The organism is Psychrobacter fulvigenes (assembly GCF_904846155.1).
Classification (GTDB): Bacteria; Pseudomonadota; Gammaproteobacteria; order Pseudomonadales; family Moraxellaceae; genus Psychrobacter; species Psychrobacter fulvigenes.
Map to the genome: position 1 here is coordinate 1,694,733 of NZ_CAJGZP010000001.1, position 26,833 is coordinate 1,721,565.

Here is a 26,833-nt window from a genome sequence, read left to right on the forward strand (position 1 = left end):
ATAAAATAAATAACTCTGATTAGTGGTTGCTAATTGTCATCATCGGAGTAGAATGCCCATTATTCATACTAACAACGAGACACAAATGATTGATTTTTCAGCAGTTGGCTTTTCATTACCGACTACAATACCCACACTTTCAGCACCTGCTTTGAGACTTCAAAAAAAAGCTCTAGAAATGTACTTGGCTATTCCACAAGTAATGGCCACTCGTATCTGGAAGATTGCTACCACGCCTATGGATTCTAGTGCGCAGCAAGAAGAGATATACACCATGGTAGCTGAGAAAGAAAAAGCATTTATTGAGTCTATAGGCGATATCAACTCGCAAATCATAGCGTCGCAAATTGCCTTGGGCAAACAATGGATGAGTGATTGGCAGCGTCTTATATTAGGTAATTACAACGCCTTTAATGACTATGGCGTGCACATTGATGTAGAGGCCACCAAGATTATGGATAAAGGCATTAGCCCTTATGCCAAAACGGTAGAAGCAAATAAAATGCGTTTGGTCAATTAACGACATTTTATTACCATCAAATGGTAGTGGTATCAGCATCAAGGGATTAAGAAAGACAGCTTTCTTAATCCCTTTTTCTTTAATAAGTAGACAACTGTTATAATGACAGAAATTCATATCAAACCCGTTTAAGGCATAAAGAAACCCTCACTATGAATTGTGAATTTTCAATAAAAACCTTCGATGAGCTAACCTCAGTTGATCTCTACCATATTCTCAAAGCCCGCTCGCAAGTATTTGTTGTGGAGCAAAACTGTGCTTATCAAGACATGGATGAGGTAGATTTTGATTGTTTGCACCTAATCGCTCATCAAAATCAAGCACTGGTTGGCTATTGCCGCATCATCGGACCTGAATTCAATCCTAAGAAATCTTTAGAGCATCCATCATACTCAATGCCTGCCATTGGTAGAGTGCTGGTGTTAAGTGATTATCGAGGTCATGGCTTGGCGCGACAGCTAATGACGCACGCTATCAAACACTGCCGCAAAAAATACGGCAAAAAACCCATCATTATCTCAGCACAGACCTACTTGCTTAGTTTCTATCAATCATTGGGATTCATCCCTGAAGGGGATTATTATCTCGAAGACAACATCGAACATGTCGTCATGGTTTTACCAATACTTAAAAAAGTCAAAGTAAAGAAGCCAAGAGCCGTCAGCTCAGAAGGGTCAGGATTTGTGACTAAGCTGTTGAGCTTTTTGCTGTTGGTACTGGGGCTTATGTTTATCGCAGGTTTGGTTTATTTAATGACTTAAGCAGCTGCTTAGGGTTACTGAGTACTTAAATCAGTCCCTAAAATCAAGCACTCAAAAAACATTCCTTTAAAAAAGCGTATTTATCATCACATAAAGTACCAAGTCCTCATACACTAAGTCACTGTTGTTCCATATTGAGTATGTTACTTTTGAATCATGACGATCAATAATTGTCAAAAAAGTAGCGAACTCAAGGAAGAGGTAATGACTATGTCCAATGTAGAAAGCAATATCCGTCCAGAATATGACGATGAGATTCAAAAAATCGCCGATTACGTGCTCAATTACTCCATTGATAACGACTCTCCAAATAGCGCTGATGCCTGGAACACCGCGCGCTACTGCTTAATGGATACATTGGGCTGCGGTTTACTGGCACTACGCTTCCCTGAATGTACCAAGCATCTAGGCCCTGATTGTGCGGATCAGATTACGCCAAACGGTGCGCGCGTCCCTGGTACTTCTCATAGACTTGATCCCATCAAAGCCGCTTTTGATATCGGCTGTATGGTGCGCTGGCTTGACTATAACGATACGTGGCTTGCTGCCGAATGGGGACACCCCTCAGACAACTTGGGCGGTATTTTGGCAGTGGCGGATTATATCAGTCAGAAAAACGTCAGCCAAGGTCGCGCAGCGCTCACCATGAGAGACGTGCTTGAGGCCATGATCATGGCGCATGAAATTCAAGGTGTGATGGCACTTGAGAACTCATTCAACCGCGTTGGGCTAGATCATGTGCTGTTAGTTAAGCTGGCCTCAACCGCTGTCGTCGCAAAGCTATATGAATTGCCACGCGAGCGCATCATGGCGGCTATCTCACAAGCCTTTGTCGATGGTCAAGCATTACGCACCTATCGTCATGCGCCCAATGCTGGTAGCCGTAAATCATGGGCGGCAGGTGACGCAACCAGCCGTGCTGTACGTTTGGTCGATATTACCCGTCGCGGTGAGATGGGAGTGCCTGGTGCATTAACCGCCCCGCAGTGGGGGTTTTATGATGTCTTGTTTAGTCATACCAATAAAGATCTGGCACTCAAACCTGAAAGCGAGCGCCGCTTTACTTTCCAGCGTGACTTTGGCAGTTATGTAATGGAAAACATCTTGTTTAAGATTAGCTTCCCCGCTGAGTTTCACGCCCAAACTGCCTGTGAAGCGGCGGTGATATTGCATCCACGTATCGAAGATAGAATCGATGATATCGAAAAAATCGTCCTGACCACCCATGAGTCAGCGATTCGTATTATCTCCAAAGAAGGAGCGCTTAATAATCCTGCTGACCGTGATCACTGCCTGCAATATATGGTTGCTGTACCACTGTTGACTGGGGATCTAATGGCAGAGCACTATGAAGATGATTATCATGAACAGCATCCACGTATCGATGTGCTGCGACGCAAAATGGTCGTAGTAGAGGACGAAGATTACTCAAAAGACTATCATGATCCAAGCAAACGCTCTATCGCCAACGCCATCCAAATTTTCTTTAAAGATGGCAGCAGCACTGACAAAGTCGCCGTGGAATACCCCCTCGGGCACAAACGCCGCCGCGAAGCAGGCATTCCTATCTTAGAAGCGAAGTTTATGGCTAGCCTTGCCACCCGCTTTGTCGAGAGTCGTTGTGACGAGATCGTTGAGCTGTGCGCTGATCAAGCCCGACTGGAACAGACGCCAGTGCATGAGTTTATGGACTTGTTTGTTATTAATTAGCCGATGAATAACTAGGTTTTATGCATTAAATGTCTATAAATTAAAAGGGTGTGTTATGGATTTAATCTACAACACACCCTTTTTGATTTTTCCAAGCTCTAATTTACCACGGGATTGACTCCCCTGCCCAATCGATAAAACTGCCTGACTTATCAGCACTCATACCTGATAGCACTTCCAGTAGGCATTCTGCGCTGTAGGCTGGCGAGAACAACTGCCCATCCGCGACATTACCTTGAAACGGTGCCGACAGCTGCGTATTGACCGTACCTGGTTGCATTACCACTATGCACACGTCTTTGAGTGAGCGTGCCCATTCTATACTTAAGTTTTTCATACCCATATTCAGCGCCGCCTTACTCATTCGATAGCTATACCAGCCGCCCAATTGATTGTCACTGATACTGCCCACACGAGCTGATATGGTCGCAAAAATCGCAGGTTTGTCAGCACTGCGCTCTGCTTTTGCGAGCAGTGGTCTGATGTGCTTGGCTATGAGCAACCCTGCTAATGCATTGATTTGCATGTTTTGTAAAAAGAAATCCGTTTCCACCTGCCGAAGTGCCTTTTCTGGCTGGGCAGATTCAGTATGCAGTAGCCCCACACAGTTAATGACCCAGTCAAGATGGGTACTTTGCTGCTTAATATCGTCGGCAGCTTGCTTGATGCTGCTCTCATCGCTGACATCCATTTGCAGCCAATACAGATTATCCGCCTCAAAATCAGGCACGCTTCTATGGTAAGTGGCAAATACTTGAATGCGATTGTTGTCATCTTGCTCATTAGCCGTCGCTGTTACCAGCTGCTGAACCATAGCCTGACCAATGCCGCCAGTTCCGCCGATGATAAGATAGGTTTTATTGTCCATATGGCACATTCCTTTTCAGTTTTATTCCTTTTAGGTATCATTTTAACATTTCAGCGCAGAACTCCCCTACTTCTAAAGTAGTGGTATGAATGCGTTATTGATAACTACCCTTACTCCCTATGGTATTATAATTAATAATTATAACGCCAATTAACGACAAGCTCCTTATGACCAAGCAAATCCTAAAAGCCCATAAAGTCAGGCTGTACCCCAATGAAGAACAGCAAATATTCTTTGCCAAATCATTCGGCTGCACACGCTTTATCTGGAATAGGATGCTTAGTGACAAGATTGAGCATTATAAAAGCACCAAGACCGAGCTTAAAAACACTCCTGCGCAATATAAAAAAGAATTTGACTGGCTAAAAGAAGTCGATAGCTTTGCACTGGCTAACGTCCAGCAAAATCTTAGAGCCGCTTATAGTAAATTCTTCAAAGGTTTTGGCTTCCCAAAATTCAAAAAAAAAGGACACCGCGACAGCTACACCACCAACAACCAAAAAGGCACAGTAGCGGTCACAAACAACACCGTCAAACTACCTAAAATTGGTCATATTAAAGCCAAATTCCCAAGTATTATTAATGGCCTAATCAAAAGTACCACCATCAGCAAAACTCCATCAGGCAAGTACTATGCCAGCTTATTGGTTGAAACGGTTGTCGAACCATTCACTAAAACACACTCAAAAGTAGGTATTGATTTAGGCTTAACCGACTTTATCGTCTTATCAGACGGCACAAAAGTGGCTAATCTTAAGTTTCTAGCAAAGCTACAAGCTCAGCTTACGCGAGAACAAAAAATTTTAGCCAAACGACGAGAGGGTGCTAAAGCCGCCAATCGCAAATTATCAGACAGTCGCAACTATCAAAAGCAAAAAATCAAAGTCGCCAAAGTCTACGAGCGTATCACCAATTGCCGAAAAGACTTTCTACACAAACTCTCATTCAATCTCATCAAAAACCACGATGTGATTGCCATAGAGGACTTAAACGTCAAAAGCATGGTTAAGAACAAAAAGTTGTCTAAAGCCATATCAGACAGCTCATGGTCAGCCTTTACTACCATGCTGGCTTATAAAGCGGACTGGTACGGCAAAAAGCTTGTCAAAATAGACCGATGGTATCCATCTTCTAAGACCTGCTCAGGCTGTGGGCACTTACTGACTAAAGCTGAGCTACCATTACAGGTGAGATCATGGAATTGTCCAGACTGTCTGCAGGACAATGATAGAGACATCAACGCCAGTATCAATATCCTCAATGAGGGTTTGAGACTGGCAACACTCAAAACCGTCGGTGCGACGGGGTTAGCTTAGTCCATTTGCCTAACCGCTGATACAAAACATCGTATCAAGTATGGGTATTACCTAAGAAACCCTTACCTCTTTAGGTAGTGGGTAGTTCATTATAAACGCTATTGTTAGCTTTAACATAGCATACTGTATGGCAGATAATTAGAGACAATTTATTATTAGCTGAGCAGTTGCCAAGGTATAGCTATTGTTTCTAGGAAAATACGCATGGATTAAGTATGGACAATCCTAAATAATACTATTTCCAAATGCGCTACAATACATTTGAATGACTATTTATTTGCACGACTTAATATTTGTATTATTTACAGGGATATCACCCCATCATGCTATCACCACAAGATCAACTCACTGAACTGGTACGCTCGCTTGAGACCCAGCAGCATGTCTTTACTACTGATCCATTGCTTGTGACTGAAAAAATGCAGGCAGAAGACGGCAAGCCTATGCAAAAGTTGCATCGACGTGCATCACGTATAGACAGTAATGGCAATCTTGCGCGGGTGCTGGGTAAAATCGATGGCCGTATCAAAGGCATCATGGTCATCATGAGTATCGTGTGGTGCGTGTCAGGATTTTTAGGGCTATTTACTTTATTGCAGTCCAATGTTGTTAATTTCTTTTATGTGCTGGTTTGCTTGCTAGGCTTTCATACCATTATGCTTGGCGGCTGGCTGGTCATGGCCTTGATCAATCAAGGTCGTCAGTCTCCTAGTTGGTTTGCAAACTTTGTTAGCCCAAGTTATTTGATACGAGGTAAGGACGATGTCACCAAGGCGGCAGTCGACTTATACGAGCGTCAACTGCAGCACAGCGGTATGCGTTGGTATCTAGGTCGTTTTAGCCACCAGTTATGGCTAGCTACCTTGACAGGAATGATGTTTGCCATCATCTTTTTATTAATTGTACGTCAGTATAGTTTTAGTTGGGAGTCGACGTTATTATCAGATCAAGCGCTGATTGGCTTAACCAATGTACTTGGTTGGCTACCAAGTATGGTCGGTTTTGATGTGCCAGACAGCGCAGCTATTGTACAAAGTCGACTGGTCACAGATGCTATGCCATTATCTGTTGCACGGCAATGGGCAAGCTTGTTAATCGGCAGCTTGCTTATGTATGGTATCGTGCCCCGTGCAATAGCGTGGGCATTTTGTGCGTTGATGTTCCGCCGCAAAAAAATGCGTTTGGATATCAAACTACCCTACTATCAAAAGATTTTGAACTTTTGGCAGCGGCAAGTAGTTGATGCTGATGACTTTAAAGAAGCACCCGCTCCGGTAGCACCAAAAGCGACTGTGAGTGCAGGCAAGAAGTTGGTTGCCTTACTTGAGTATCCTTCAGAGCAGGATAACTGGTGGCAAGTAGGAATCGACGCCCCTGATAATGACATCAATGACATTGAAAACTTTGGCATCGTTGATGATCGTGATGATATGGATCGTCTGACTACTTATCTAGAGCAGCATCCAGTACAGGTATTATTGGGTATTCATAGTCAAGCACTGCCTGATCGCGGTACGCTGCGTAAGCTTGATCGTATTGCCAACGCCGCAAAACACGGTCTGATTGTGCAATTGTTAAATAACGAAAGCACTGATACCGATACCATCCCGACATCTACGACAAACGCTAATGATCCAAAAAACCCTCAAGCTGTCCGTTATCAACAATGGCAAACGGCACTAGCCGCCCGAAAGATTGGCTTGATAGCTAACAGTTAGCAGTGTTAGTCATCGACTACTGACTGAGTCAGTTATTACTTGATAGCTATATTCACCTTAACTGTGTTTGTTGTAAACTTGGATAGACAATTGAATAATATAGCTATTAAAATCTTCTTCTTAACTGTCTTCACGTAGGCTGTGGCTTTAGCCCAGCATTTTGCTTTCGCAAAGGTTTAAGCTGGGCTAAAGCCACAGCCTACGATAACTCACACTAAGTTGAGAGTCAGCTATTAACATTAAAAATAAGATCCTAATATGAACCACGACAATAATAATTCTAATACTCAGCCCAAAGGCCTTTTTGCAGACAAGGCCTATCCTCCAGAGCCTGATATATCACAGCCTACTGAAATTAATAAGCCTATTGATATCAATAAAGAGCAAAAGATCAGCAACTCTATCTATCCTGCTGATGAGTCTCTTTCAGCTAGTAACACGCCGCTGTCAACAATAGCACCTGAATTGTCTGAGCGCCCTACAGCCAACAAAACCACAATCGCCAGTGATGAGCCGCTAAAACTGGCGGTCGTTGGTCATACCAATACGGGTAAGACATCGATATTACGTACCCTACTACGTGATGTCTATTTTGGAGAAGTCAAAGACGAGGCTGCCACGACCCGTCATGTAGAGAGTGCACAGCTGACAGATAACCAAACAGGCGAAGTGTTAGTGATTCTATACGATACGCCTGGCTTAGAAGACGCTTCTGGCTTGATGGATTGGCTAGAAGACAATACTGCCAGTCGCCGCGATGGGATTGAGCGTCTGCAACAGTTTTTGGCGGCAGATGTTGCTCAAGGTGATGCTTTAGATAGCAGCGAGGACTATAGTCAAGAAGCTAAGGTTATTCGTCAGCTGCTGGCAATTGATATGGCCATTTATGTAGTAGATGCGCGTGAGCCTGTACTCGGTAAGTATAAAGACGAGTTAAGCATTTTATCGTGGGCAGCGATTCCTGTGATGCCAGTGTTTAACTTTACTGATAGCCAAGACGCCAATATTGACGAATGGCAAACCATGCTGGCACGTCGAAACTTGCATATTTCTACTCGTTTTGACTCGGTGGCTTTTGAGTTTGCAGATGAAATGCGACTTTGGCAGAGTCTTGCTACGATGCTGACTCATGCGGAAATGCTTGAACAACTGATGCAGCGCCGTACGGAGAATTGGGCACGTCTTTATGAAGAGGCAAATATCATCATCGCTGATTTTTTATTAAATGTCGCAGCCTTTGTGCATGAGATTAACGAAGACGATGACCCACTACCAGTGTTGCAGCAAATGCAAGAAGCCGTACGCCAGAGCGAGCGTAGCATGCAGCATAAGCTATTAAATCTTTATAAGTTTTATGATAATGCGGTAGCAGCGACTCCGCTTGAGTTGCAAGCTTACCAACAAGACCCATTTGATCCTGAATTGCTCAAAAGCTATGGTATTCGTACCACTTCAGGTGCAGCCGCTGGCGCGTTACTAGGTTTGGGTATTGATGCGGCCGCATTAGGTACTACATTAGGGTTGGGTGCAGCATTGGGCGGTATCGCAGGTGGACTGTTATCTAATACTGGTAGTATTGCCGATAAGATAATTGGCGTAAAGCGTTTGTATATCGACCCCGCCACCTTAACCTTGCTTGCGACCCGAGCTATGGACTTACTGGTAGCCTTGCGCCATCGTGGTCATGCTGCCACTGATGCCACGCAGCTGCTATATGCTAAAGAGCAGTATGCTAAAGAAAAAATAACAACGGATGACAGTGAGCTTGTTGATGATGAGAGCAACCCGATTACCCCTTGGCCGACACATAAATTGCCAAGCGAGCTAAAAAAGGCTCGTGGCAAGCCGCAATGGTCATCGCTCAGTAGTGGCAAGTCAGAACAAGCCGAAAGTTTACGAATTGACGCTGCATGGTCGCTTTCAGCTAAGTTACAGTCGCATAATCTTGATCGTGAATGATTGGTTTTTCTTAATTTTTTATTGTATTCGGTATAGTCTATACGAAAGTCCATATTAAGTTGAACTAGGCTTACGGTCAGACTTAGCTTAATAACTTACTCAAAGCTTCAGTTCCGCGCACGTCTGTCTGCTGTAAATAGATTGGATATACTGGATAATCTGCAAAGCTGCTTTCAATCTCATTCATGAGCTGCTGCTGCCTATCGGCACGTTTGCGCCAAAACCCATCCGTCTGCATAGGCGTTATCAGTTGATTGACGACAATTGCTGCTGGCGTGAGCGTGGTCTCTTCTAACTGCTGTATGGCACGTTTGGTTTCGGCCAAGGGCAACACATCGGCAGTCATCACCAATACAATGGCTGTTTTCTCACGATCATGTAGCAGTGCTCCTGCCTGACGAAACAGTTGCTTGCGTTTCTCTAGTACCGATACCGCTTGCTCCCAGCGATCAGGTTTGTGTTTGGTGAAAGGATTACTAACATCAACCTTTTTCTCAGTATCTAGACTGCTTGCTACCGAGCGCAGTTTAGCCTGCCGCCTTTGTTGTGCCAATAACCCATCTGTCCACGCTCCCATCATCTCTGGTAATACCAATAAACGTAAGGTATGTCCAGTCGGCGCCGTATCAAAAACAATGTGCTCATAGCCGGCATCTGCTGCCGCTACCAAGTGCTGACACATGGACTCGAGCATGGCGGCTTCTTGTGCCCCTGGGGCTGATTTTGATAGACGCAAATGTTCACGAATCTTGGGCATCATATCAGGATTGGCGTAGCCTTTGATGGTACGCTCAACTTGCTTGAAATGTGCGTCAACGATGACATCAGGATTGAGCTCAAGCGCATCAAGGTAAGGGGTAATTGCCGTTTTTTCATTACTTAGTGACATATTAAGTACATCACCTAAGCTATGCGCGGGATCAGTTGAGATAATCAGAGTCTTTTTTTGCTGCGCGGCATAGCGGCTGGCAAGCGCTGCCGCTGTCGTTGTTTTGCCCACACCGCCCTTACCACCGACAAATATAATCGGTTGAGTCGCCAGCTGCGTGACCAATGCATTTAAAGGATGTAGAGCCATGATGTTTTCTCGTTTTTCTATTTATATATTCTTAATATAACCAATAGCTTACACTAACTAGCAACAGCCAATATGATCAAAGGGACATTTCTCCATCCCCATACGTGTATGCCATTCATGAAAGTTTTCCAAAAACAGCGGTTGCAGCTCCAGGGTATAAAAACTGGCGGGATTATCAATGCCGAGGCTCTCTGCAAACATCATGAGCATAAAGAGATCTTCTTCATCACGTGCTGCCCGCGCCATCGTTTGTCGATACGGAGCATGATAAAACTCATTAAGCCCTGCAAGGAACCTTTGCCATAAGGGCTGGTCGTTTTTTTTATCGTCCATAGTTCTGCCTTAATCTTAAGAACTTATTTAGGGCGTGTCATCAATTAAGCCAAACGACACAAGAAACTAAGTGAATGGCACTAAGGAAATGACTGGCTAACTTATCATAGCGAGTGGCAATCGCACGATACTGCTTAATCTTGGCAAAGAAGTTCTCTATTAGGTGCCTCGCTTTATAAAGCTCTTTATCGAAGTCTCTTGGCTGCAGCCGATGACACTTAGATGGTATAACTGCATTACCTTGCACTGCTTTAATCGGTTCAATAACGCGGGCATCAGCATCGTAAGCTTTATCGGCAAGCCACGTTTGGCTAATACTGACATCAAGCAATTCATCTGAGCCACACAGATCATGAGCTGCCCCACCTGTTAGATAAAAGCCAGTAGGATTGCCTAGCGCATCTGTTCGAGTATGTATTTTAGTCGTCAGTCCACCTTTGCTGCGTCCAATGGCTTGATCCCTTTTTTCCAGCACTGTGCTGGTGGGCTTTAACAATCGTGGCATCTAGCATGGCATATTCGTCATCGGATTGTTCAGAGAGTTGATTAAAAACCTGCTCCCATACGCCTTTTTTTGACCAGCGACTAAAACGAGTATGAATCACTCTGAAGTCGCCAAAGCGTTCAGGTAGGTCACGCCAAGGTATGCCGGTCTTGTAACGGTACAGAACCGCTTCTACGAACAAGCGGTTATCCTTTGCAGTAACACCAACGTCACTTGGTTTACCAGGTAGAATGTCTTTAATTCTCTCCCATTGGTCATCACGTAGGGCATGTCGTCTTGTCATAGTCATTGAGCTCAAATTCCTAAATACGATCTAAGTATAGCTTATTCTGAAATATCTATGCTAATTGATGACACGCCCTAGATATTACCATTAAGTGGTGGGTTACGCTGCGCTAACCACACCCTACACTATCTTAAAACATAAAAACGCCAGCAATTGCTGCTAGCGTTTTTTTCTCTAATACTATCTTGAAGATTACTGTCGTCATGAACAGCTATACGTACACATCACGCTTTATCTTTGCCTTTATGTGATGACCACTCACGGCGTAAGACAGAGAAACTCTCAAAAGTCACTAAGATTGTGGCAATCAAGATGATGAGATCCATGATGATAAGCAACCAGTTACCATCTACGTAGAAGGTTTTTAACTGAATCAGCAAGGCAAAGATGGTCATCACTAATAAGAACGACAGTGGCGCTAAGGTATACCAAACCGTCTTGCCGTTACGCAGTAAGATAACTGTCACGATCATCAGCGTGAGCGCCGCCATTAGCTGGTTGGTCGTACCGAATAGTGGCCAGATAATCATACCGCCTGAGCCATCAATACCGCCGGCACCGAATGCTAATAGCAAACAAGTTCCCACGGCTAACAAAGTGGCAACCACACCTTTGGTCAATATTGGCAAGTTATAGAACTCTCCAAACTCTTGGAAAATATAACGTTGCAAACGCACGCCTGTATCCATTGTCGTACCAGCAAACAAAGCCGCCATGACTGTAAGCATGGTTTGGGATAATACCATTTCTATACCAACGCCTGCGTTCAAGATAGCAGCACCGCCATCAATAAAGGCACCGATAGAGCCGTCACCAAACTTTTGATAGACTGCTTGCCAATCCCCAAGAGTAGCAAAGCCTGCAGTGGCAGCCAAAATAGCCCCTAGCGCCAACATCCCTTCACCAAGCGCTCCGAAATATCCAACAAATCGCGCATCTTCTTCTTTGTCAATTTGCTTGGACGTTGTACCCGTTGCCACCAGACCGTGGAAACCTGAGATAGCCCCGCAAGCAATGGTGACAAAGAGCAGCGGCATGATTGATGGTGTACCTATCGGTAAATCAGTATTAATGGCTGGCGCGACAATATCGGGTGTTGAGATAAAGATGGCAGCATACAGTAGAATCAAACCAACGAATAACTGCAGTCCATTGATATAGTCACGTGGTTGCAATAGCATCCATACTGGTAGTAGCGATGCAATTGCAGCATAGGTGAATAGAATGATGATCCAAATAGCGTTGTCTGGTAAACCAAAAAGAGTCTCAGGTAACACGACTGGGAACATAGGCCCAAAATAAATCAATCCGTATAATGCCGTTACCCCAATGATAGAAACCCATACTAGGCTCATGTTATAGCGATAAATACATTGACCAATGATAAAGGCAACAATCAACGCACCCCACACTGGCAGTACCGCTGATGGGGTTTTAATCAGCATATTGGCGATGGCGACACCGAATACGGCGTTGACCATGAGTAATAATAAAAATATAACCACCATCATGAGGCTGCGGACGCGGGTACCCATCACTGTGCCCGCAATAGAGCCAATGGATTGACCACGATTACGCATACTTGCCCAAATGGCTGACATATCATGGACCCCTGCCATGAATATCGTACCAAAGACTACCCAGAGTACCGCTGGTACCCACCCCCAAATAACAGCAATGGCTGGACCGATAATGGGAGCCGCACCAGCGACAGAGGTAAAGTGATGCCCCCAGAGGACATATTTATTGGTGGGTATATAGTCCACACCGTCTTTCATGGTATGGGCTGGAGTGGGGCGACTATTATCTAATGCCAAAATCTTAGTCGCAATGAACTTCGAGTAAAAAAAGTAGCCGCAGAGCATAGCGGCAATCCCAAGTAATAATACAATGGCACTATTCATCTTATCTCTCCTTAGACAAGTGGCGACGGACAATCCATCTCATTTTATACTTTTATATTTATCCTTACTTCATATTAGTGCGAGCATAAAGTAAGTACTTAACAATCATCATTTCACTGTGCTTATAATCATTCATAACGGTTATTAAATGTACTACTTTCCGTTAAAGGTAAACGTTTGTTAATTTGAACCTCGAGTCAATTGTAGCTTATCCCTTATAATATGTAACCTTTATTATCTATAAAGAATGAATGCTGTAACAAAGCCATCGCTATAAAAAATACAAGCTTAGAATCTGCTGAACATTCAAATATTGGGCTTATATCTTTTTGATACAAAACACAACCCCCTAAGCACTTAAGTAAGGCTACGTTTTAACATTTTTTGTGGTGACTATTTGGTTATAATAAGGCCACATCTAACACGTCACCATTAACACGTGCTCGTAACTTGAATACTAAACCACAGTTAATAGATTTTAATGAATTAAAGGGCTGGCATGACATACTATTTTGGATTTATACCCTCAGACAAATTAAACCAGATGATTGATGAAGCTGAGCATGTCATCACATCAAATGCACAAACGGAGTATTATCCGTATCGTAACGAGCTTACCCAACAAATTGCTCGCGAACTGATTGATAATTTACTTGTCGGCCTGATTGACGTCATTCCAAACTCTGAACGTCAAGCCGCTATGAAAAAAATTGTCGGTACCATAGAGCGCACTACAGAAACGCTGTTAAATGTACTACTTGGTAAAGACGAAAACGAAGATATTCTACCCAGTTTTAATTTTTTGAAAGATCAGACAATGTTTATAGATAATGATGGCATACGCCGCGTAGGCTATGAGTTGTCTGAGGAGTCAGCACAGACTATTATCAAAGGCTTTGAAGCTGTCAAACTTGAAGTGGTCGATAAGCCGGCTTTTGAAAAGGCACTGGAAACCATCAACGAAGACTCTCTTACCCACTTTCTTACCCGATTCACTGAAACTCTAAAACTGGGTATGATCAAACGTAAATCGATTCCAGTAGCAAAAGCCGCTATTGATAAAGGATTGAGTATGGCGCTGAATAAGCTACTGCCGCAGCTACCCGATGCTGGGCTCAAGCGTTTGGCACGTTTTTATCAGCCATTTTTTGTTGAGATAGCAGACGAATCAACCAACTAATTACCCAGTCTCTCTCTGTAGTAATTTACTTTGCTTAAAGAGCAGTTGGTATTGGGCAAATTCACTAAAATTTGCTAAAATAAGCGGTTTTCACCGAAGGCGCAATTCATGACTCAAATCAGTAATCAAGAGATAGAAAAAACCCTGCGTAATTCAGAGTGTCTTATCAGTAGCATTGAAGTAGCCGCTGCTTATGAGCGCTTGGCCGCCCAGCTCAATCTACATTATGCCGGTCTCAATCCTATTGTGATGGTGGTTATGAATGGTGGCCTTATCCCAGCCGGTCAACTATTGACTCATCTAACCTTTTACCATCGCATGCATTATATCCATGCATCACGCTATCGTGATAATGCGGGTACCAATGAGCTTGATTGGAAATTTAAGCCTGACGTAAGTATCGAAGGCGAACACGTTTTATTAATCGATGATATTTTTGACGAAGGTATTACTTTAAAAGCCATTGTTGAAGAATTAGGTAAAGAAAAACCCTTATCGATTGAATGTTGCGTATTACTCAATAAAGAGCATGATCGCAAAGTTGCAGACTTTGATGTTGATTTTGTGGGTATCAATGTTGATGATCGTTATGTTTATGGCTGTGGTATGGATTTCCATGGTTACTTGCGTCATCTGCCTGGTATCTACGCTATTAAAGAAGACAAAATCTAGTCATTCTTTGGTTGAGTGTTTTGAATGTATCGCATAATAAAAAAGCATCCGACTGGATGCTTTTTTATTGCTTATTGCTTTGATTGTAGTCAGTGGCAATTAAAATTGCAATGCCAAACCCGTATGGCGCTCAGTAGGTGTTTGGACGGCCTTTTCCAAAGCGGATTTCGTACTATATATGGTTACCTGTTTTTTGGCACGAGTCACAGCGGTATAAATAAGTTCTTTACTCAGCAATCTTGCATGACTATTATCAAAAGTAATGGCCACATGATCAAACTCAGACCCTTGCGATTTGTGAATAGTCATCGCATAGGCTGTGGCGATCACCTCTTCATTAAGAAGATTGACGGCTATCCCCTGCTTCTTATTTTCAAAAAACACTTCGAGTCGACTATGATTATCACCAGTCTGCAAACAAAAACCAATATCGCCATTAAATAATCCTAGCTCATAGTTGTTTTGAAGGACCATAACGGGACGACCATGAAACCATGTGTTTTGACCCAGTGGTAGCTTAAGCTCAGTCAGATGCCATTGAGTAAAGTAATTATTAATATAATGGTCGCCCCACTCGCCATTGTGGCCGGCAGTTAACACCCTGAACTGATTAAAGGTTTCCATTAATGAAGCAATAGTATTTTTAACTGATTCTGGTATGGATTTTTCCATTGGATTCTTTAGTAATGTTGTGATTTCGTTTATGTAAGAACGGTAATTTGAAGTGAGGTTTGAGATATTTTTATTTTTGCTTAGGCTATTTTCTCTCTTATTATTTAGAGAAGCTTCTGTTTGTAAGGGGTTGATGCTATTCACATATTGAAGACTCAGTGCCTTATCATGCTTTAACAACTGCCAAATAGCATGAGTATCTGTCTTTGCCTTATTGATTTGATAAGCAAGCTTGCCAATACCCGAATCTGCTGTAAATCGGCGGCTCTCTGTTAGCTCTGCATGGATAGGCTCTAACCGCGGAATACGGCACAAGTCAGCCAGTACCGCCCCTGCATCTACAGCTGCCAATTGGTTCGCATCTCCTAACAATATGAGCCTTGCGCCAGGCTTTTCCGCACTCACAAGATAGTTCGCCAGCTCAACCCCTAGCATCGATGCCTCATCGACGATGATAATATCTTCGCCAAGTGGATTATTGGCATCGTAACGCGGTCTGCCCGTCCGACCGATACCTAACAAGCGATGAATGGTTTTTGCTTCTTGCAACTGTAGCTCAACATCTGCTGCGTCCAACGCCGCCTGCAGAGACTCTTGCATCCGCTGTGCAGCTTTACCAGTTGGTGCTGCTAATGCCAAGCTGGCACTGTCAGTGCTAAACCTAATGCTTTTAGACGCATCTGCCCCACTCTCTGTTGCCTGTTGCAGTGCAATCACTAGCTGAGCAACGGTGTAGGTCTTCCCCGTACCTGGTCCACCAGTAATAATACTAAAGGCGTTGTTGTTGGCGACATTAATTGCCTTTATCTGATGTTCGTGAAGGTTTTTGGGTATTGCAATCTCTAGCGGTGTCACCTGCTGCTCTAAAATAGTGTTGATGCGCGCGGCTAAGTTAAATTCTGCTTGCCAAGCTCTGTGTAACCAAAAAGTGATTGCTGCGTTTTGTTTATCAGCCTTTTTGTTATTTACAAGCTGATAAACGATAGGTTGATTATTCTTGCTTAGGCTATTTATATTTTCATTCTGGTTTGTATTAGCATTAACGTCAGCGAACAAAGTGTGCTCATCGATTAACTTAGAAAAAAACGTTAAGTTACTATTTTTCAATAATTGGTAGAGTGCCGCTACTGTATCAAGCCTTTTAACCAAGATCTCTTTTTCATGATTACTGAGTGCCAGCTGCGCCCATAGCTGGTCTTGCTTAGCAAACAAGTTCTCTAGCAGTACGAATATTGATACCTCAGCCGTAATATCCACCTCTGACTGAACCTCTATTTGAGTGTCATTCAAGGCAATAAGCGGCATTGCTAGCATCTCTAACAGCTGCTGTTGCCAAGCATATAGTGTCACCACTTCGTCATTGATATGACCGCTGAGCGGTACTTCGTGCTCAGTTTCCTGAATGGTGAGTACAGTATGCCCCTCTTCTAAATGCGCGGCTAACATAGTAAATAAGGCTGCAAATAAACCGCTGTCTGGTGTTCTGTCTATTTTTTCACTACCAGTATTAAGCTTGGCATCGGTCACGTTATACGCTAAATGCGTTTGCTGACGGCGCAGCAAAATATAATCACTGATGTTGCTGGCCCAGCTTTCTTGTAAGCTAATAGCAGCGCTGCTCTTATTATTATTCATAAATTATTACTCATGGTCTGTTTTTCTCTATACTTATAGGATTAATCGCTACAGTAATTTGTTGCATCAAATTCGTAATTGCATTCATTTTATGTACCCTGCTAACTGGGCATGCCAAACAATGCATCTAAGGCCTTAATAAAATCAATAGGAATATCCCACGTCACCAGTCCATAGCGGGCCCTGTTTGTTGGTTTGTCATGCATTGTCTCACTGGCTATTGAGTCGCCGCCACTCAGTACATTCGCCTCTTTTGCTTTAGTCACCAACTGAGAGGTTGGATCATATACGCCTCGTAAAAAGACATACTCCACCGCGCCCAAATACTTAGCTTCATTGCCTACATAATCAGCAATTCGCATCGACAAAAACCGATGCAATGCCACTTGATAAATGGCTGCTTGCAACCAATACCCTGCTTTGGACATCGCTTGCTTGAGCGTAGCTTCGTTATAATCGCTTAGGCTATTTCCTAAAAAGTTACTTTTATAATCGACGACATAATACTTGCCAGCATGCTCATACACCAAATCGATTTCACCACGTAAATAACGATATAAATGCGCTTTGTTTTGCGGGACAAGATTAACATGTTTGTCGGTTTCATTAGGCAGGTACTGTTGAAAGAGTCTATTAATATCTTGTGCTTTAAAACGCTCTGACAGTCCCATATTGAACTCTAATTCAGCGAACCTCTGACTTGCATCGATAGAGCGTAACGGCTGATCAGACGCTAATAGCGGCGTATGTAGCACCTCTTCAATCCAGCCAATGAGAGCTGCATGCTTGCTAGCATCTATCGAGTCCGAATCCAATGAATCAGTATTTAATGAAGAACTATCGCCTTGCTCTTGCTTCTTCGCTTGTAATCGACGGCTTTGGGTTTCAGTACTGCTATACACCAACGGCAGCTGATAGCTACTAATAGCTCTATCGATAACCTGAGACCACTGGGATTTATTATTAAAATCAATTTTTTCAAATATCTCATGCAAAAATGTACCCGCATTGGCACCTTTCACAAAGGTAAAACGAATATCATCCTCTAACTTGGGACTTGCCTGATCGACTTGCGCGGCAGCGTCATGACTATCTGATGCATGACCACCCAGTGACGGTGAAACTGACGTTTCGGTGATATTGATATCAATATCAACATCAATATCTATCGCATCATCAATACGCTCATCCATCACAGCCATTGTCTGCGTTGACTCATCTAGCTGACGGGCTAAGGCGGTAAAACTGGTCTTAGCCCAACCGTAAAAGTAATTGATTTTCATAACTTCTGAAAAATCATCATACTCAATAGGTTCGGTTTTGGGCGTAATAAAATCGGGCGATCCACTTTCTGTTAATTTGCCTGCTTTAGCAGCAGCACAGTTATCATTATAGAACTCATTGACCTTATGCCCTCTTATCATACCTATGGTGCCTTTGAATCTATCTGGCAATTCAAATTTTGGCTCTGGTGACTCAAACCAATAGAACACCGGCTTTAATTCAAACCCTGTTTTGTTGTGGGGATCTCGCAGTACCACATAAAGCTGTTCACTGGCGCGCGTAAAGGCCACATAACCAAGCCGGCGCAGCTCCTCGAAGCCCTCCTGCGTTTCAATATCGGTATAGTAACCCTTTGTGGTCGCAGAGCCTTGTACAGGAGAGAATCGGCGCTGATTGCCTGTCGATTGCTGCGCCAACGCTAACTGACTTTGTTGAGTAGCATCTTGTTGGGTAGGGTTTTGTTGCGCGTTGTAGAGATACAACCCATAGTCTTCTTTATTACCTGACTTCCTACTGGCATCACCCATACCCAGCACATAGACAATAGGAAACTCAAACCCCTTTGATTTATGAATGGTCATTAGCTGCACGCCAGATTCTGTCGGTAACGGATACTGCTTGGCCCAATCGCTGCTAGGCGCGCTATCTATGTTTTGTCTAAACCAGGCCAGCAGCTCGTACTCACCCATGCCGATACCATACTGCGCTAATATATCCATTACATGACGCAAATCCATAATATGACGATCGCCTTCTGGATGCGCGGCTAATGCTTGCCAAACGCCTTGCGGCTGCACAGGGCTTTGATCTAACAAGTAATGCATGGCCGATAATACGCCAAAGTGCTGCCAACGCTGGGCACCTTCTTTTAAATAGCTAATAAAGTCTTGATAGCTTTTCTTATTGTCGATGGCTTTTGTATTAGCGCTATTTAAATCTACAGCTCCTGCCTCATGGTCAATCATCATGACTTTGACATCCCTGATGCTCAGGCCATATAAATGACTAGTCAGCACCCGATTGATCATATCATGACGATACGGGTATAGCATGGCACTTAGCAGCGCTGCCACATCCTCTGCCATAATGGTTTCAAATATACTCACATCACTGGTGGTCAAGGTTGGCACACCAAGCTTGACAAGCTCATCTTCTACTTGTTTTAAATCTTTTTTGGCACGTGCCAGCACACCGATATCGCTCGGCTGAATCGGCTTGCCTTTTAATGTCTGATCACTGCTGAGTAAGGTCGCAATATGACGCGCTGTGATTTCATGTTCATCGTACTCAAGCTCCTTGTCCTTATCATAAGGTAGGTGCAACACACTCACTGGCTGAGCAGAGAGTACGTCATTTACTAACTCGCTACTTAGTATGTTTGAATCATTAAACCAAGACAGCTGATTTTCTTGCTTTTCAGCTTTAATGTGCTGGTAATAAATACCACTACCTAACTGTGCCAGCCTATTCTCTTGAGTCACTGGCGCAGGCATACCGAACCAACAGTTTAGGGCATTAATCACACTGGCGTTTGAACGACGATTAACATCGAGCGTCCATAGGCTGCTTTTTTCAAACTGAGCTTTCATATAATTGTAGTTGGCGACATCACCGCCGCGAAACCCATAAATGGCCTGCTTAGGATCGCCTACCAACAACAAAAACTCATGGTTGGTTTTATTGCTCGCTTTATCACCCGTAGCCTGCTTGTCATTAGCCGACGGTTTACGTTTATTTGTTGGCAAATAGATGCTTTCAATCATAGTGGCTTGCTCGCCATTGATATCCTGCGACTCATCAATCAATGCCACTGGATAGTGATGACGAATATAACGTGCCAGCTTCTCTCCTTGCCGACCCGTTAATGCTTGGTTTAAACGCACCATCTGCAAGCTAAAGGTGGTTTCACCGCGCTCTTCTAATATAACCGGTAGCCTGTCACGTACCGCCAACACGATATGGCGATTGAGATTGGCTAAAATAGTAATAACGTATTCATCGAGCTTTTTGCTTTCTTCAATATACCGTTTAAAGTCACGAACCACCTGCAACTCATTAAATATCAAATTAACTCTTTCACCATCTTTTGGCTTGTAGAACTGTTTGCCTATATCATCAGTTTTCTGAAACGCTTCAATTAACTTTCCAGTATAAGTTTTTTTGTCTGATATGAAATTATAAGCAGCTGGACCAGACTCTTCTAACACTTGAACGATTTTCGGCCAAGACTCTCTGTTATTCTGCAACTGTCCTTTGGGAACTTCATAATATTCGCCGTCAGGCTTAAAGAAAGCATCAAGCTCATCGCTGCGCTCAATGATACTATGGATAAGCCGCTCGTAACCCTCAAAAGAAAAATCACTGCTCACAACTTCATCAATTGGCGCAGAAATAAAATTCAGCGACCGAGTTACATAGTTTTTATGATCGCCCACCGCCGTCAGCTTACCTTGCTGATCCATCAATGCATACAATTTAGGTTGCTCGTGATACAGCCTACTTTGAAACTGACGCAGCTCATCATGAACAATACTGTCCGTCACTTGCTCAATGCTGCTGTCTTCAATAATAGCCATCCCTTGCTGATGACCGGTCTCGCTACTGTATTCCTTCAACCATTTTTGCGCCAAGCTATCGAGGGTACCGACAAACAGCTTATCCAAGGTGGTTAATACCAACGCCGTACGTCGAATGGCTTCCGTCATGGGATAGCTGTATACATGGTCAAGCAAGTAGCCGACCAAATGCAGATTAATAGGGTCTTGCATGATGTCATCTAAGCGCGCATATTTAGCCTGCGCGACCAACCAATCCTCACGATCTTTTTTTGCTTGTGCGCGCTTTTCAACAGCGGCTTTTTTGTCATGAACGTTGTTATAAACAAAGTCTTGATTTAGTTCATCTGCATCTATTTCAGCGTTTGAATCCGTATTTGAGCTATTGACTGCTTGCTTATCATTATCAGGTGTCACCTGTAATATATGTGGATACAAACTCTCTTTATTAGCGCGGTCAGCACTCAGGCTATTCACCCATTGCAGCAGCTGATAGAAATCCACCAAACGATCATGAATGCGCTGACGCATCTCAGCAGCCGCAGCGCGAGTAAAGGTCGTCGCAATGATTTGCTCTGGTGCACGCCGTGCCTCAATCAACAGACGCAGTACAATGCCAGTTAGTGTCCACGTTTTACCAGTACCAGCTGACGCTTCGATAAGATGCCGACCCGTCAATGCAACATCAACCGCTGGTATCACATCCACCTTATTCTTAGGCTTAATCATGTCGTGATTCGCAACCTCACTGTCAGTCATACCCTGATATGTATCAGATGCGTGTGGCTGGGTAGAAATGTCCATCATGTGAGTGGTGGCGGTAAATTCTGTCATAGGGGCGTACACTTTTTATTATTAATTAAGCCAAAGGGCAAAAAACGAACCGTTTTAAACAGTTTTAAGTAATCAGCTAGCCTGCTAACTATCTAGACCAACTAGCGCTGTGAACATTGGCTCATACAGCGGCTGTGCTAACGTCGTTAATGCTGCTGATAGGGCTTTAAATGCGTCTTGATCACGCAGTAAGTATTGCCAAATGGCATGCTGCGAGCAGGTATCGTATACCGTATCTATATGATAGTTGGGTCTTAGCCAATCTGAGAAGTCTGCGCGTTTTGGCCAATAGCTGCCGCTCTCATCTTCACTCTCTGCCGCTTTTGCACACTTATCAAGATAACTGAGCGCATATTCTGGCAATAAGGTAATCGGCACTTGACCGACTAGCTTGCCAAATATCGCCCACTTTATCAGCTCAACTGCGGCATCTTCATACACAATTGGGCTTAACTTAAATGCAATTACATCTTTATATTTACCAATTTGCGAGTTGGACTTGTTAAAGCGCCAAATACTCACGCCATCATTTAGAGCCACTTGCTCAGCAGTGGTACGTCTGGCAACTTGCCAATACAGATGCGACAACCAAAACTTGATTAAATGTTTGGGACTAGCAGAATTGGGCAGTATGTTTAACCACTGCTTGGGGGATTGCTCGGCATAGGACACGCCAGCCTGTAGATTAGCGCGATGGTGATTGGCATCTATTAGCACTGATGTTTTTACTAATATCGGTACTGAGCCTCTTATCTTAATGAATTGGGGTAATAGCTTCAGTAATGGCGCATTATTAGCATGATTTAATACAGCCGCCAACTCTAGCTGAACGGGATGCTCGGTGGTTGGGGTCAGTAGCTGCAAACCACCTATCTCGCTTGCCTCTAATATCTGGGCATCATCCAAGCCATTAGCAACTAGCTGTTCTTTAAATTCCTGACATTGCTGCTGCAGTTTTTGTTTTTGATTGGGCAAGGTCGTTTGGCGCGCCACACCTGCTGGCATGATTTTTTGATACATCAAGATTGGACTGTCTTGCGTGGCGGTGCTGTCGGTACTATTATTTACTGCATCGCTCGCCAGCTCGTTAATCAGATACTCTTTTATCTGATAAGTCGTTAGATTGTCTAGGAATAGTGGCTCTTGATGTGCCATCGCTTCCTCACCCTGCACCACATGCACCTTTTGAGTACGCAAAAATGCCTTGGCAGGATGGCGCACTTGATAGGTCAATACCCCTTCAACGTCTATCTCTCCAATATTAAATACAGTTTCGGAAAGTGCCTTTTTAGTAAGGTCATTAACCTCACCAGAATCATTGAATACAGCTGTTGCGTCTAGTGACAACATCTCAGCTATTACATCTAAGGTTTGATTGTCTACTTGTCCTAACTGACCTAGAGATTGACCAAGCAGCTGAGCAATTGATTCGTACTGTGCTTTGGTAGGCAAGCTAACCAGTTCGGCATGCTCACTAAATGCTCTGCCCTTTAAGGTATTAAACACTGCTTGCCAAAGCGGCGCCGGAGGAAACTGACGTTTTTGCGCAAGCTTGGTTCTGCGCATGGCTGTATTCAAAAGAACATCTAACTCATCTGCATTATCAATAAGTCTGTTGTCTTGAATATCATTTTCAGTGTGCATAGCTGTGCTTTCATTCAAATTGAGCTTAGGAGTGTCAGACGCTTGCTCACAAACATCTGCGTCTTCAATGTCTGTTTCAAACAAACTCTCATGAAACGGCAGTGCCGGATGCTCAGTCAGCAGCCACTGTTTAATCAATTTAGGTAAATAACGCTTAAGGCTCTCGGTGGTAGAATCAACATTCTCAGGTAATGTGTCTAACGCTTCAAGCGAGTTGACCTGCCACTGCACCTCACCTTGCAAAAATTGTAATAGCTCACTAACTGGGTTGGCTGGCAGGTGCTCGTGGGTATCCAACAGACTTTGACCGTTATAAAATATCCAGCAAGCACTGCGCGCACACAGCAAGGCATCTAAAAATGCACCATTATCATCATCTTCACTGACTCTATCACCGCGGCGGGCATTGGTGGCTTTCATCAAATCATAGCGATTATCAAGATCACGCCCAGGAAATTCAGACAGATCCATATTGAGCATCACCACCAAATCAAAAGGCACATTTCTGAGCGCCCCAAATCGACCAAAGGTAATCACCCCAGTCGGCTCGGCACTGACCTGCTGACTCTCAAGCTCTGCTTCAATACTGTCCAGCATAAAATTCAGCTTTAATGGCAACTGCTCAACGCCTGCCAGCCTTTGCTCTACTTCTTTTTTGTTAGCATTACTGACACTATCGCTACTGGCGTACTGTCTATAGTGACGATTGGCCCTCAGGCTTGATTTAAAGCCATTCATAGCGTTATAGATGGCGCGCATCGTACGCGTTTGATCGACATCACTAAAGTAGCGATGAATGACTTGTTTCTCAATCTGATCAAGCCAATCTTCCGCTTTTAGTTTTTGTGTATGATCATCACGGCGCGCAGTCAAACCGGCATAAATACGACAAAGCGCTTCAATAATTATCGCATCATTTAGGCTCACTTGCGGCAGCGGCAAACTCATTTCCGGCAAGGCAGTGCTTGGCCACTCTTCCTGTGCCAAAGGATATAAGCAATCGCTTAAACTGGCCTCTGGCATCACGAGACCCAAGGTTAATCTATCTAACGCTTGAGCAAAGGTAAATCGGTAGTCATAATCGTTGCTATCTAGGGTTTGTTTCAGATGCCATTCATCAAAGCCGCGAATAAAGCCTGCCTCTACCAGTAAATCACAGCCACGGCTCATCTGATCATGGGTTAAGCCAAAACTTTCATGCAGCGGTGGCAGCATTAGCCAATCAAGCACCTCGGCGGCTTCAAAGCGGGCACTATGACTGCCTAACAGCTTATAAAAACCAATGATGGCTTCCCATAGCTGACGAATATCTGCATCGACCACACCAGTTACCTTTGCAGGCAAGGTCAAACCGTCTTGACCTTTACCACTGACGAAAATAGAGCTGATCAGCGCATGGTGACGCTCAACATCGGGCAGCAACACGACAATATCGGATATATGGCGTTTTTTCTTACCAGGTTTTAATGGCTCATTCAACCAGCGCCCAATCATAATACGCAGTACTTCAAGTTGACGCTGCAAACTATGGCATGAATGAATACTTAGGCTATTATCTTGTGCAGACATTGCCCAAAAACGCTCCTTCTCAAAGCGTTTATTCTCTAATGCTTCATCGTCATACCACGGCGTCTCTTGCTCATCTTGATCAGAGCCGGTCTCTAGTTGTTTACTGACTGCTTGCGATACTTTGGCCGCGGTCGCTTGCTGGGTAGACTGCTCATCGAGCATCAACACATCATTTTGTAAACGTCTCAATAAGCTTACGCTCTTTTGCAGCTGTTGCGCACTATCATCAAAATCAATACTGAACTCGTCGCTCAAGCCATCATTGCTATCATCGCCCTCATTAAAGATGTCCTGCCACTCAACGAGTGCGTCTTGGTATTGCTCATTACCCGATAAATTAGCAAGCATGGCAAAAGTATCACGCGACTGTTTGCCCAAACGTGATAGCAAACTGTGCCCATAATCACGCAGAAACACGCTTTCAGGGTTAATGATCTGTTGACGCTGTAGCCATGATTTATCAACAATATCCGCCCAAAACAGCTTGGATGGGTTGTAGTGCAGCAGTGTGATATCCATGTATTGTGACAAGCGCTGTAAAAAGTCGAGCTCGGTTTGTGGCAATTGCTGAATGGTAAAAATGCGCAGAACTTTGGGCAGTTGAGCACGCTCATTCGCCTTGTTGCTTTTTAGCGCTGACCAAAAAGTATCCTCAAGTGCCACCCGGTGCTGATGCACATCGGCAAACAAATGCGACCATAAGAAACGCTGCGCGACCCCTAACTCTACATAGTGCGCCACCAACCATTCAGGGGTGCCTCGCGCATACTTATCGAAGCGCAGGGACAGAGCATCCTTTTCAGCGATCAGCGCCTCTACAGTCAGCGGTTTATCATGCGACCAGAGATCTAGCCAGTCCTCACGGTGGGTTAAATAGCGGTTAAACACCCTCGCCAAATCACTTGCCAGCTGCCAAATGCGCGCGTCTTGCTGTGCCTTATCCTGCTGCACTTCTTCTTGCGGCTCATCAATCAAAGATGCTAGCAGTGGATGAACGGGATGTTTTTCATCAGCGACAATGGCTTCTTGATAATAAGTCAAATACCCAAACAAGCGCCACTGCATCACCGTTGGCGACAACACTGCCACCTCAGGTACATTCAGTGTGGCCGCATTAGGGTTTTGTTCTAGCAAATAGGCATTGTGACGGCTCAACACATCTTGCATCAACGTCCACTGATACTGACCCCAAAAAGTCGTCGTCACTAAGGTACTGATACCCGCTTGACTTGCAATAGACTTATCTAGCCAATCACCAAGCACCATGGATTGCACGATGACCACAAACTTCTCAAAGACGGGTTGGTTTTTGGACTTATAGGCAACTAACAACTGCTCAACCAACAGCTCGGTACGGTGGGACTGAATGATTTTAAACATAGGTTGTATTCTAATTATGATAATAAGATGAAAAACATGCAAAAAACTGACCGCTAAATAAAAATATAGACCATAAGCTTTTAGCTAAAAAGGTTTAAATGGAACCAAATAAAATAAGCAAGTACAGCATAATACGTCATCAAATGCTAAAAAACGATGTATAGGCGCGAGAAGAGAAAAGCACAACCTCATGAATTCATGTTTAGCTGTCGTACCTATTATATATTTCTGCTAAGATGACTGCGTTGAATGATAGGCTGCATACAAGACAATTAATTGTTGCAGATAGTGTGCCACTGATACCTTCAATTTACTAGCACACTACCGAGATACCAGCAGCACTTACGACAACCAGTGTCGCCTTGTCTTAGTTTTGATTTTGCTATTATCATTTATTATCCAAAAGTCATATATTTACCAATTTTAGTAGCTACTAGCTTGGCCACCATG

General features: G+C 43.8%; 15 protein-coding genes and 1 pseudogene. 8 read left to right on the forward strand and 8 right to left on the reverse strand.

Annotated elements, in window-relative coordinates; all coding sequences use genetic code 11:
* The first annotated feature begins 85 nt into the window (after positions 1-85).
* The 3 genes from JMX03_RS07250 (at position 86) to JMX03_RS07260 (ending at position 2,991) form a co-directional block, all read left to right on the forward strand.
* Positions 86-520 carry a hypothetical protein gene (locus JMX03_RS07250; protein WP_201574737.1) on the forward strand — a complete coding sequence of 145 codons (435 nt, stop codon included), beginning with the start codon at positions 86-88 and terminating at the stop codon, positions 518-520.
* Between the two features lie 152 nt (positions 521-672).
* On the forward strand, positions 673-1,281 hold the full coding sequence (locus JMX03_RS07255; RefSeq protein WP_201595667.1) for a GNAT family N-acetyltransferase: 609 nt from the start codon (positions 673-675) through the stop codon (positions 1,279-1,281).
* Positions 1,282-1,485: 204 nt separating this feature from the next.
* Positions 1,486-2,991 carry a bifunctional 2-methylcitrate dehydratase/aconitate hydratase gene (locus JMX03_RS07260; RefSeq protein ID WP_320158301.1) on the forward strand — a complete coding sequence of 502 codons (1,506 nt, stop codon included), beginning with the start codon at positions 1,486-1,488 and terminating at the stop codon, positions 2,989-2,991.
* Positions 2,992-3,094: 103 nt separating this feature from the next.
* On the opposite strand, the gene JMX03_RS07265 is transcribed toward JMX03_RS07260, so the two are convergent.
* Complete coding sequence (locus tag JMX03_RS07265) at positions 3,095-3,859, reverse strand: SDR family oxidoreductase (protein ID WP_201595670.1); 765 nt, start codon at positions 3,857-3,859, stop codon at positions 3,095-3,097.
* A 167-nt stretch (positions 3,860-4,026) separates the two neighbouring features.
* Here JMX03_RS07265 and tnpB point away from each other — a divergent pair, with 167 nt between their 5' ends.
* The 3 genes from tnpB (at position 4,027) to JMX03_RS07280 (ending at position 8,852) form a co-directional block, all read left to right on the forward strand.
* Positions 4,027-5,175, forward strand: a complete 1,149-nt coding sequence (gene tnpB / locus JMX03_RS07270; RefSeq protein WP_201595674.1) for an IS200/IS605 family element RNA-guided endonuclease TnpB — start codon at positions 4,027-4,029, stop codon at positions 5,173-5,175.
* 323 nt (positions 5,176-5,498) lie between these two features.
* Complete coding sequence (locus JMX03_RS07275; protein WP_201595677.1) at positions 5,499-6,893, forward strand: DUF2868 domain-containing protein; 1,395 nt, start codon at positions 5,499-5,501, stop codon at positions 6,891-6,893.
* Between the two features lie 258 nt (positions 6,894-7,151).
* On the forward strand, positions 7,152-8,852 hold the full coding sequence (locus tag JMX03_RS07280) for a DUF3482 domain-containing protein (protein WP_201595680.1): 1,701 nt from the start codon (positions 7,152-7,154) through the stop codon (positions 8,850-8,852).
* A gap of 82 nt (positions 8,853-8,934) precedes the next feature.
* On the opposite strand, the gene JMX03_RS07285 is transcribed toward JMX03_RS07280, so the two are convergent.
* The 4 genes and pseudogenes from JMX03_RS07285 to JMX03_RS07300 all read right to left on the reverse strand — a co-directional run bounded on the left by JMX03_RS07285 (position 8,935) and on the right by JMX03_RS07300 (position 12,958).
* Entirely contained in the window at positions 8,935-9,930 is a 996-nt protein-coding gene (locus JMX03_RS07285) for an ArsA family ATPase (RefSeq protein ID WP_201595683.1), read from the reverse strand.
* Positions 9,931-9,987: 57 nt separating this feature from the next.
* Positions 9,988-10,263: a cory-CC-star protein gene (locus tag JMX03_RS07290; RefSeq protein ID WP_201595686.1), complete on the reverse strand. Its 276-nt coding sequence runs from the start codon at positions 10,261-10,263 to the stop codon at positions 9,988-9,990.
* Positions 10,264-10,303: 40 nt separating this feature from the next.
* Positions 10,304-11,051: pseudogene (locus JMX03_RS07295) on the reverse strand (IS5 family transposase).
* Between the two features lie 227 nt (positions 11,052-11,278).
* On the reverse strand, positions 11,279-12,958 hold the full coding sequence (locus JMX03_RS07300) for a carbon starvation CstA family protein (protein WP_201595689.1): 1,680 nt from the start codon (positions 12,956-12,958) through the stop codon (positions 11,279-11,281).
* Between the two features lie 499 nt (positions 12,959-13,457).
* Between JMX03_RS07300 and JMX03_RS07305 the strand changes: the two genes are divergently transcribed.
* The gene (locus tag JMX03_RS07305) at positions 13,458-14,138 is read left to right on the forward strand and encodes a hypothetical protein (protein ID WP_201574729.1); all 681 of its coding nucleotides are present in this window, start codon (positions 13,458-13,460) and stop codon (positions 14,136-14,138) included.
* A gap of 108 nt (positions 14,139-14,246) precedes the next feature.
* Positions 14,247-14,810 carry a hypoxanthine-guanine phosphoribosyltransferase gene (locus JMX03_RS07310; protein ID WP_201595692.1) on the forward strand — a complete coding sequence of 188 codons (564 nt, stop codon included), beginning with the start codon at positions 14,247-14,249 and terminating at the stop codon, positions 14,808-14,810.
* Positions 14,811-14,909: 99 nt separating this feature from the next.
* On the opposite strand, the gene recD is transcribed toward JMX03_RS07310, so the two are convergent.
* The 3 genes from recD to JMX03_RS07325 form a co-directional block, all read right to left on the reverse strand.
* Positions 14,910-17,117: an exodeoxyribonuclease V subunit alpha gene (recD, locus tag JMX03_RS07315; RefSeq protein ID WP_201595696.1), complete on the reverse strand. Its 2,208-nt coding sequence runs from the start codon at positions 17,115-17,117 to the stop codon at positions 14,910-14,912.
* Between the two features lie 101 nt (positions 17,118-17,218).
* Positions 17,219-21,790, reverse strand: a complete 4,572-nt coding sequence (locus JMX03_RS07320; protein WP_201595699.1) for a UvrD-helicase domain-containing protein — start codon at positions 21,788-21,790, stop codon at positions 17,219-17,221.
* An 84-nt stretch (positions 21,791-21,874) separates the two neighbouring features.
* Positions 21,875-26,383 (reverse strand): exodeoxyribonuclease V subunit gamma, encoded by a 4,509-nt coding sequence (locus JMX03_RS07325; protein WP_201595702.1) that lies wholly within the window; start codon positions 26,381-26,383, stop codon positions 21,875-21,877.
* Between the last annotated feature and the right edge of the window lie 450 nt (positions 26,384-26,833).

Excerpts from the sequence above, each read along its gene's own strand:
- JMX03_RS07250 (WP_201574737.1), top strand. The coding sequence starts at position 86 with ATGATTGATTTTTCAGCAGTTGGCTTTTCATTACCGACTACAATACCC.
- JMX03_RS07255 (WP_201595667.1), top strand. The coding sequence starts at position 673 with ATGAATTGTGAATTTTCAATAAAAACCTTCGATGAGCTAACCTCAGTT.
- JMX03_RS07260 (WP_320158301.1), top strand. The coding sequence starts at position 1,486 with ATGACTATGTCCAATGTAGAAAGCAATATCCGTCCAGAATATGACGAT.
- JMX03_RS07265 (WP_201595670.1), bottom strand. The coding sequence starts at position 3,859 with ATGGACAATAAAACCTATCTTATCATCGGCGGAACTGGCGGCATTGGT.
- tnpB (WP_201595674.1), top strand. The coding sequence starts at position 4,027 with ATGACCAAGCAAATCCTAAAAGCCCATAAAGTCAGGCTGTACCCCAAT.
- JMX03_RS07275 (WP_201595677.1), top strand. The coding sequence starts at position 5,499 with ATGCTATCACCACAAGATCAACTCACTGAACTGGTACGCTCGCTTGAG.
- JMX03_RS07280 (WP_201595680.1), top strand. The coding sequence starts at position 7,152 with ATGAACCACGACAATAATAATTCTAATACTCAGCCCAAAGGCCTTTTT.
- JMX03_RS07285 (WP_201595683.1), bottom strand. The coding sequence starts at position 9,930 with ATGGCTCTACATCCTTTAAATGCATTGGTCACGCAGCTGGCGACTCAA.
- JMX03_RS07290 (WP_201595686.1), bottom strand. The coding sequence starts at position 10,263 with ATGGACGATAAAAAAAACGACCAGCCCTTATGGCAAAGGTTCCTTGCA.
- JMX03_RS07300 (WP_201595689.1), bottom strand. The coding sequence starts at position 12,958 with ATGAATAGTGCCATTGTATTATTACTTGGGATTGCCGCTATGCTCTGC.
- JMX03_RS07305 (WP_201574729.1), top strand. The coding sequence starts at position 13,458 with ATGACATACTATTTTGGATTTATACCCTCAGACAAATTAAACCAGATG.
- JMX03_RS07310 (WP_201595692.1), top strand. The coding sequence starts at position 14,247 with ATGACTCAAATCAGTAATCAAGAGATAGAAAAAACCCTGCGTAATTCA.
- recD (WP_201595696.1), bottom strand. The coding sequence starts at position 17,117 with ATGAATAATAATAAGAGCAGCGCTGCTATTAGCTTACAAGAAAGCTGG.
- JMX03_RS07320 (WP_201595699.1), bottom strand. The coding sequence starts at position 21,790 with ATGACAGAATTTACCGCCACCACTCACATGATGGACATTTCTACCCAG.
- JMX03_RS07325 (WP_201595702.1), bottom strand. The coding sequence starts at position 26,383 with ATGTTTAAAATCATTCAGTCCCACCGTACCGAGCTGTTGGTTGAGCAG.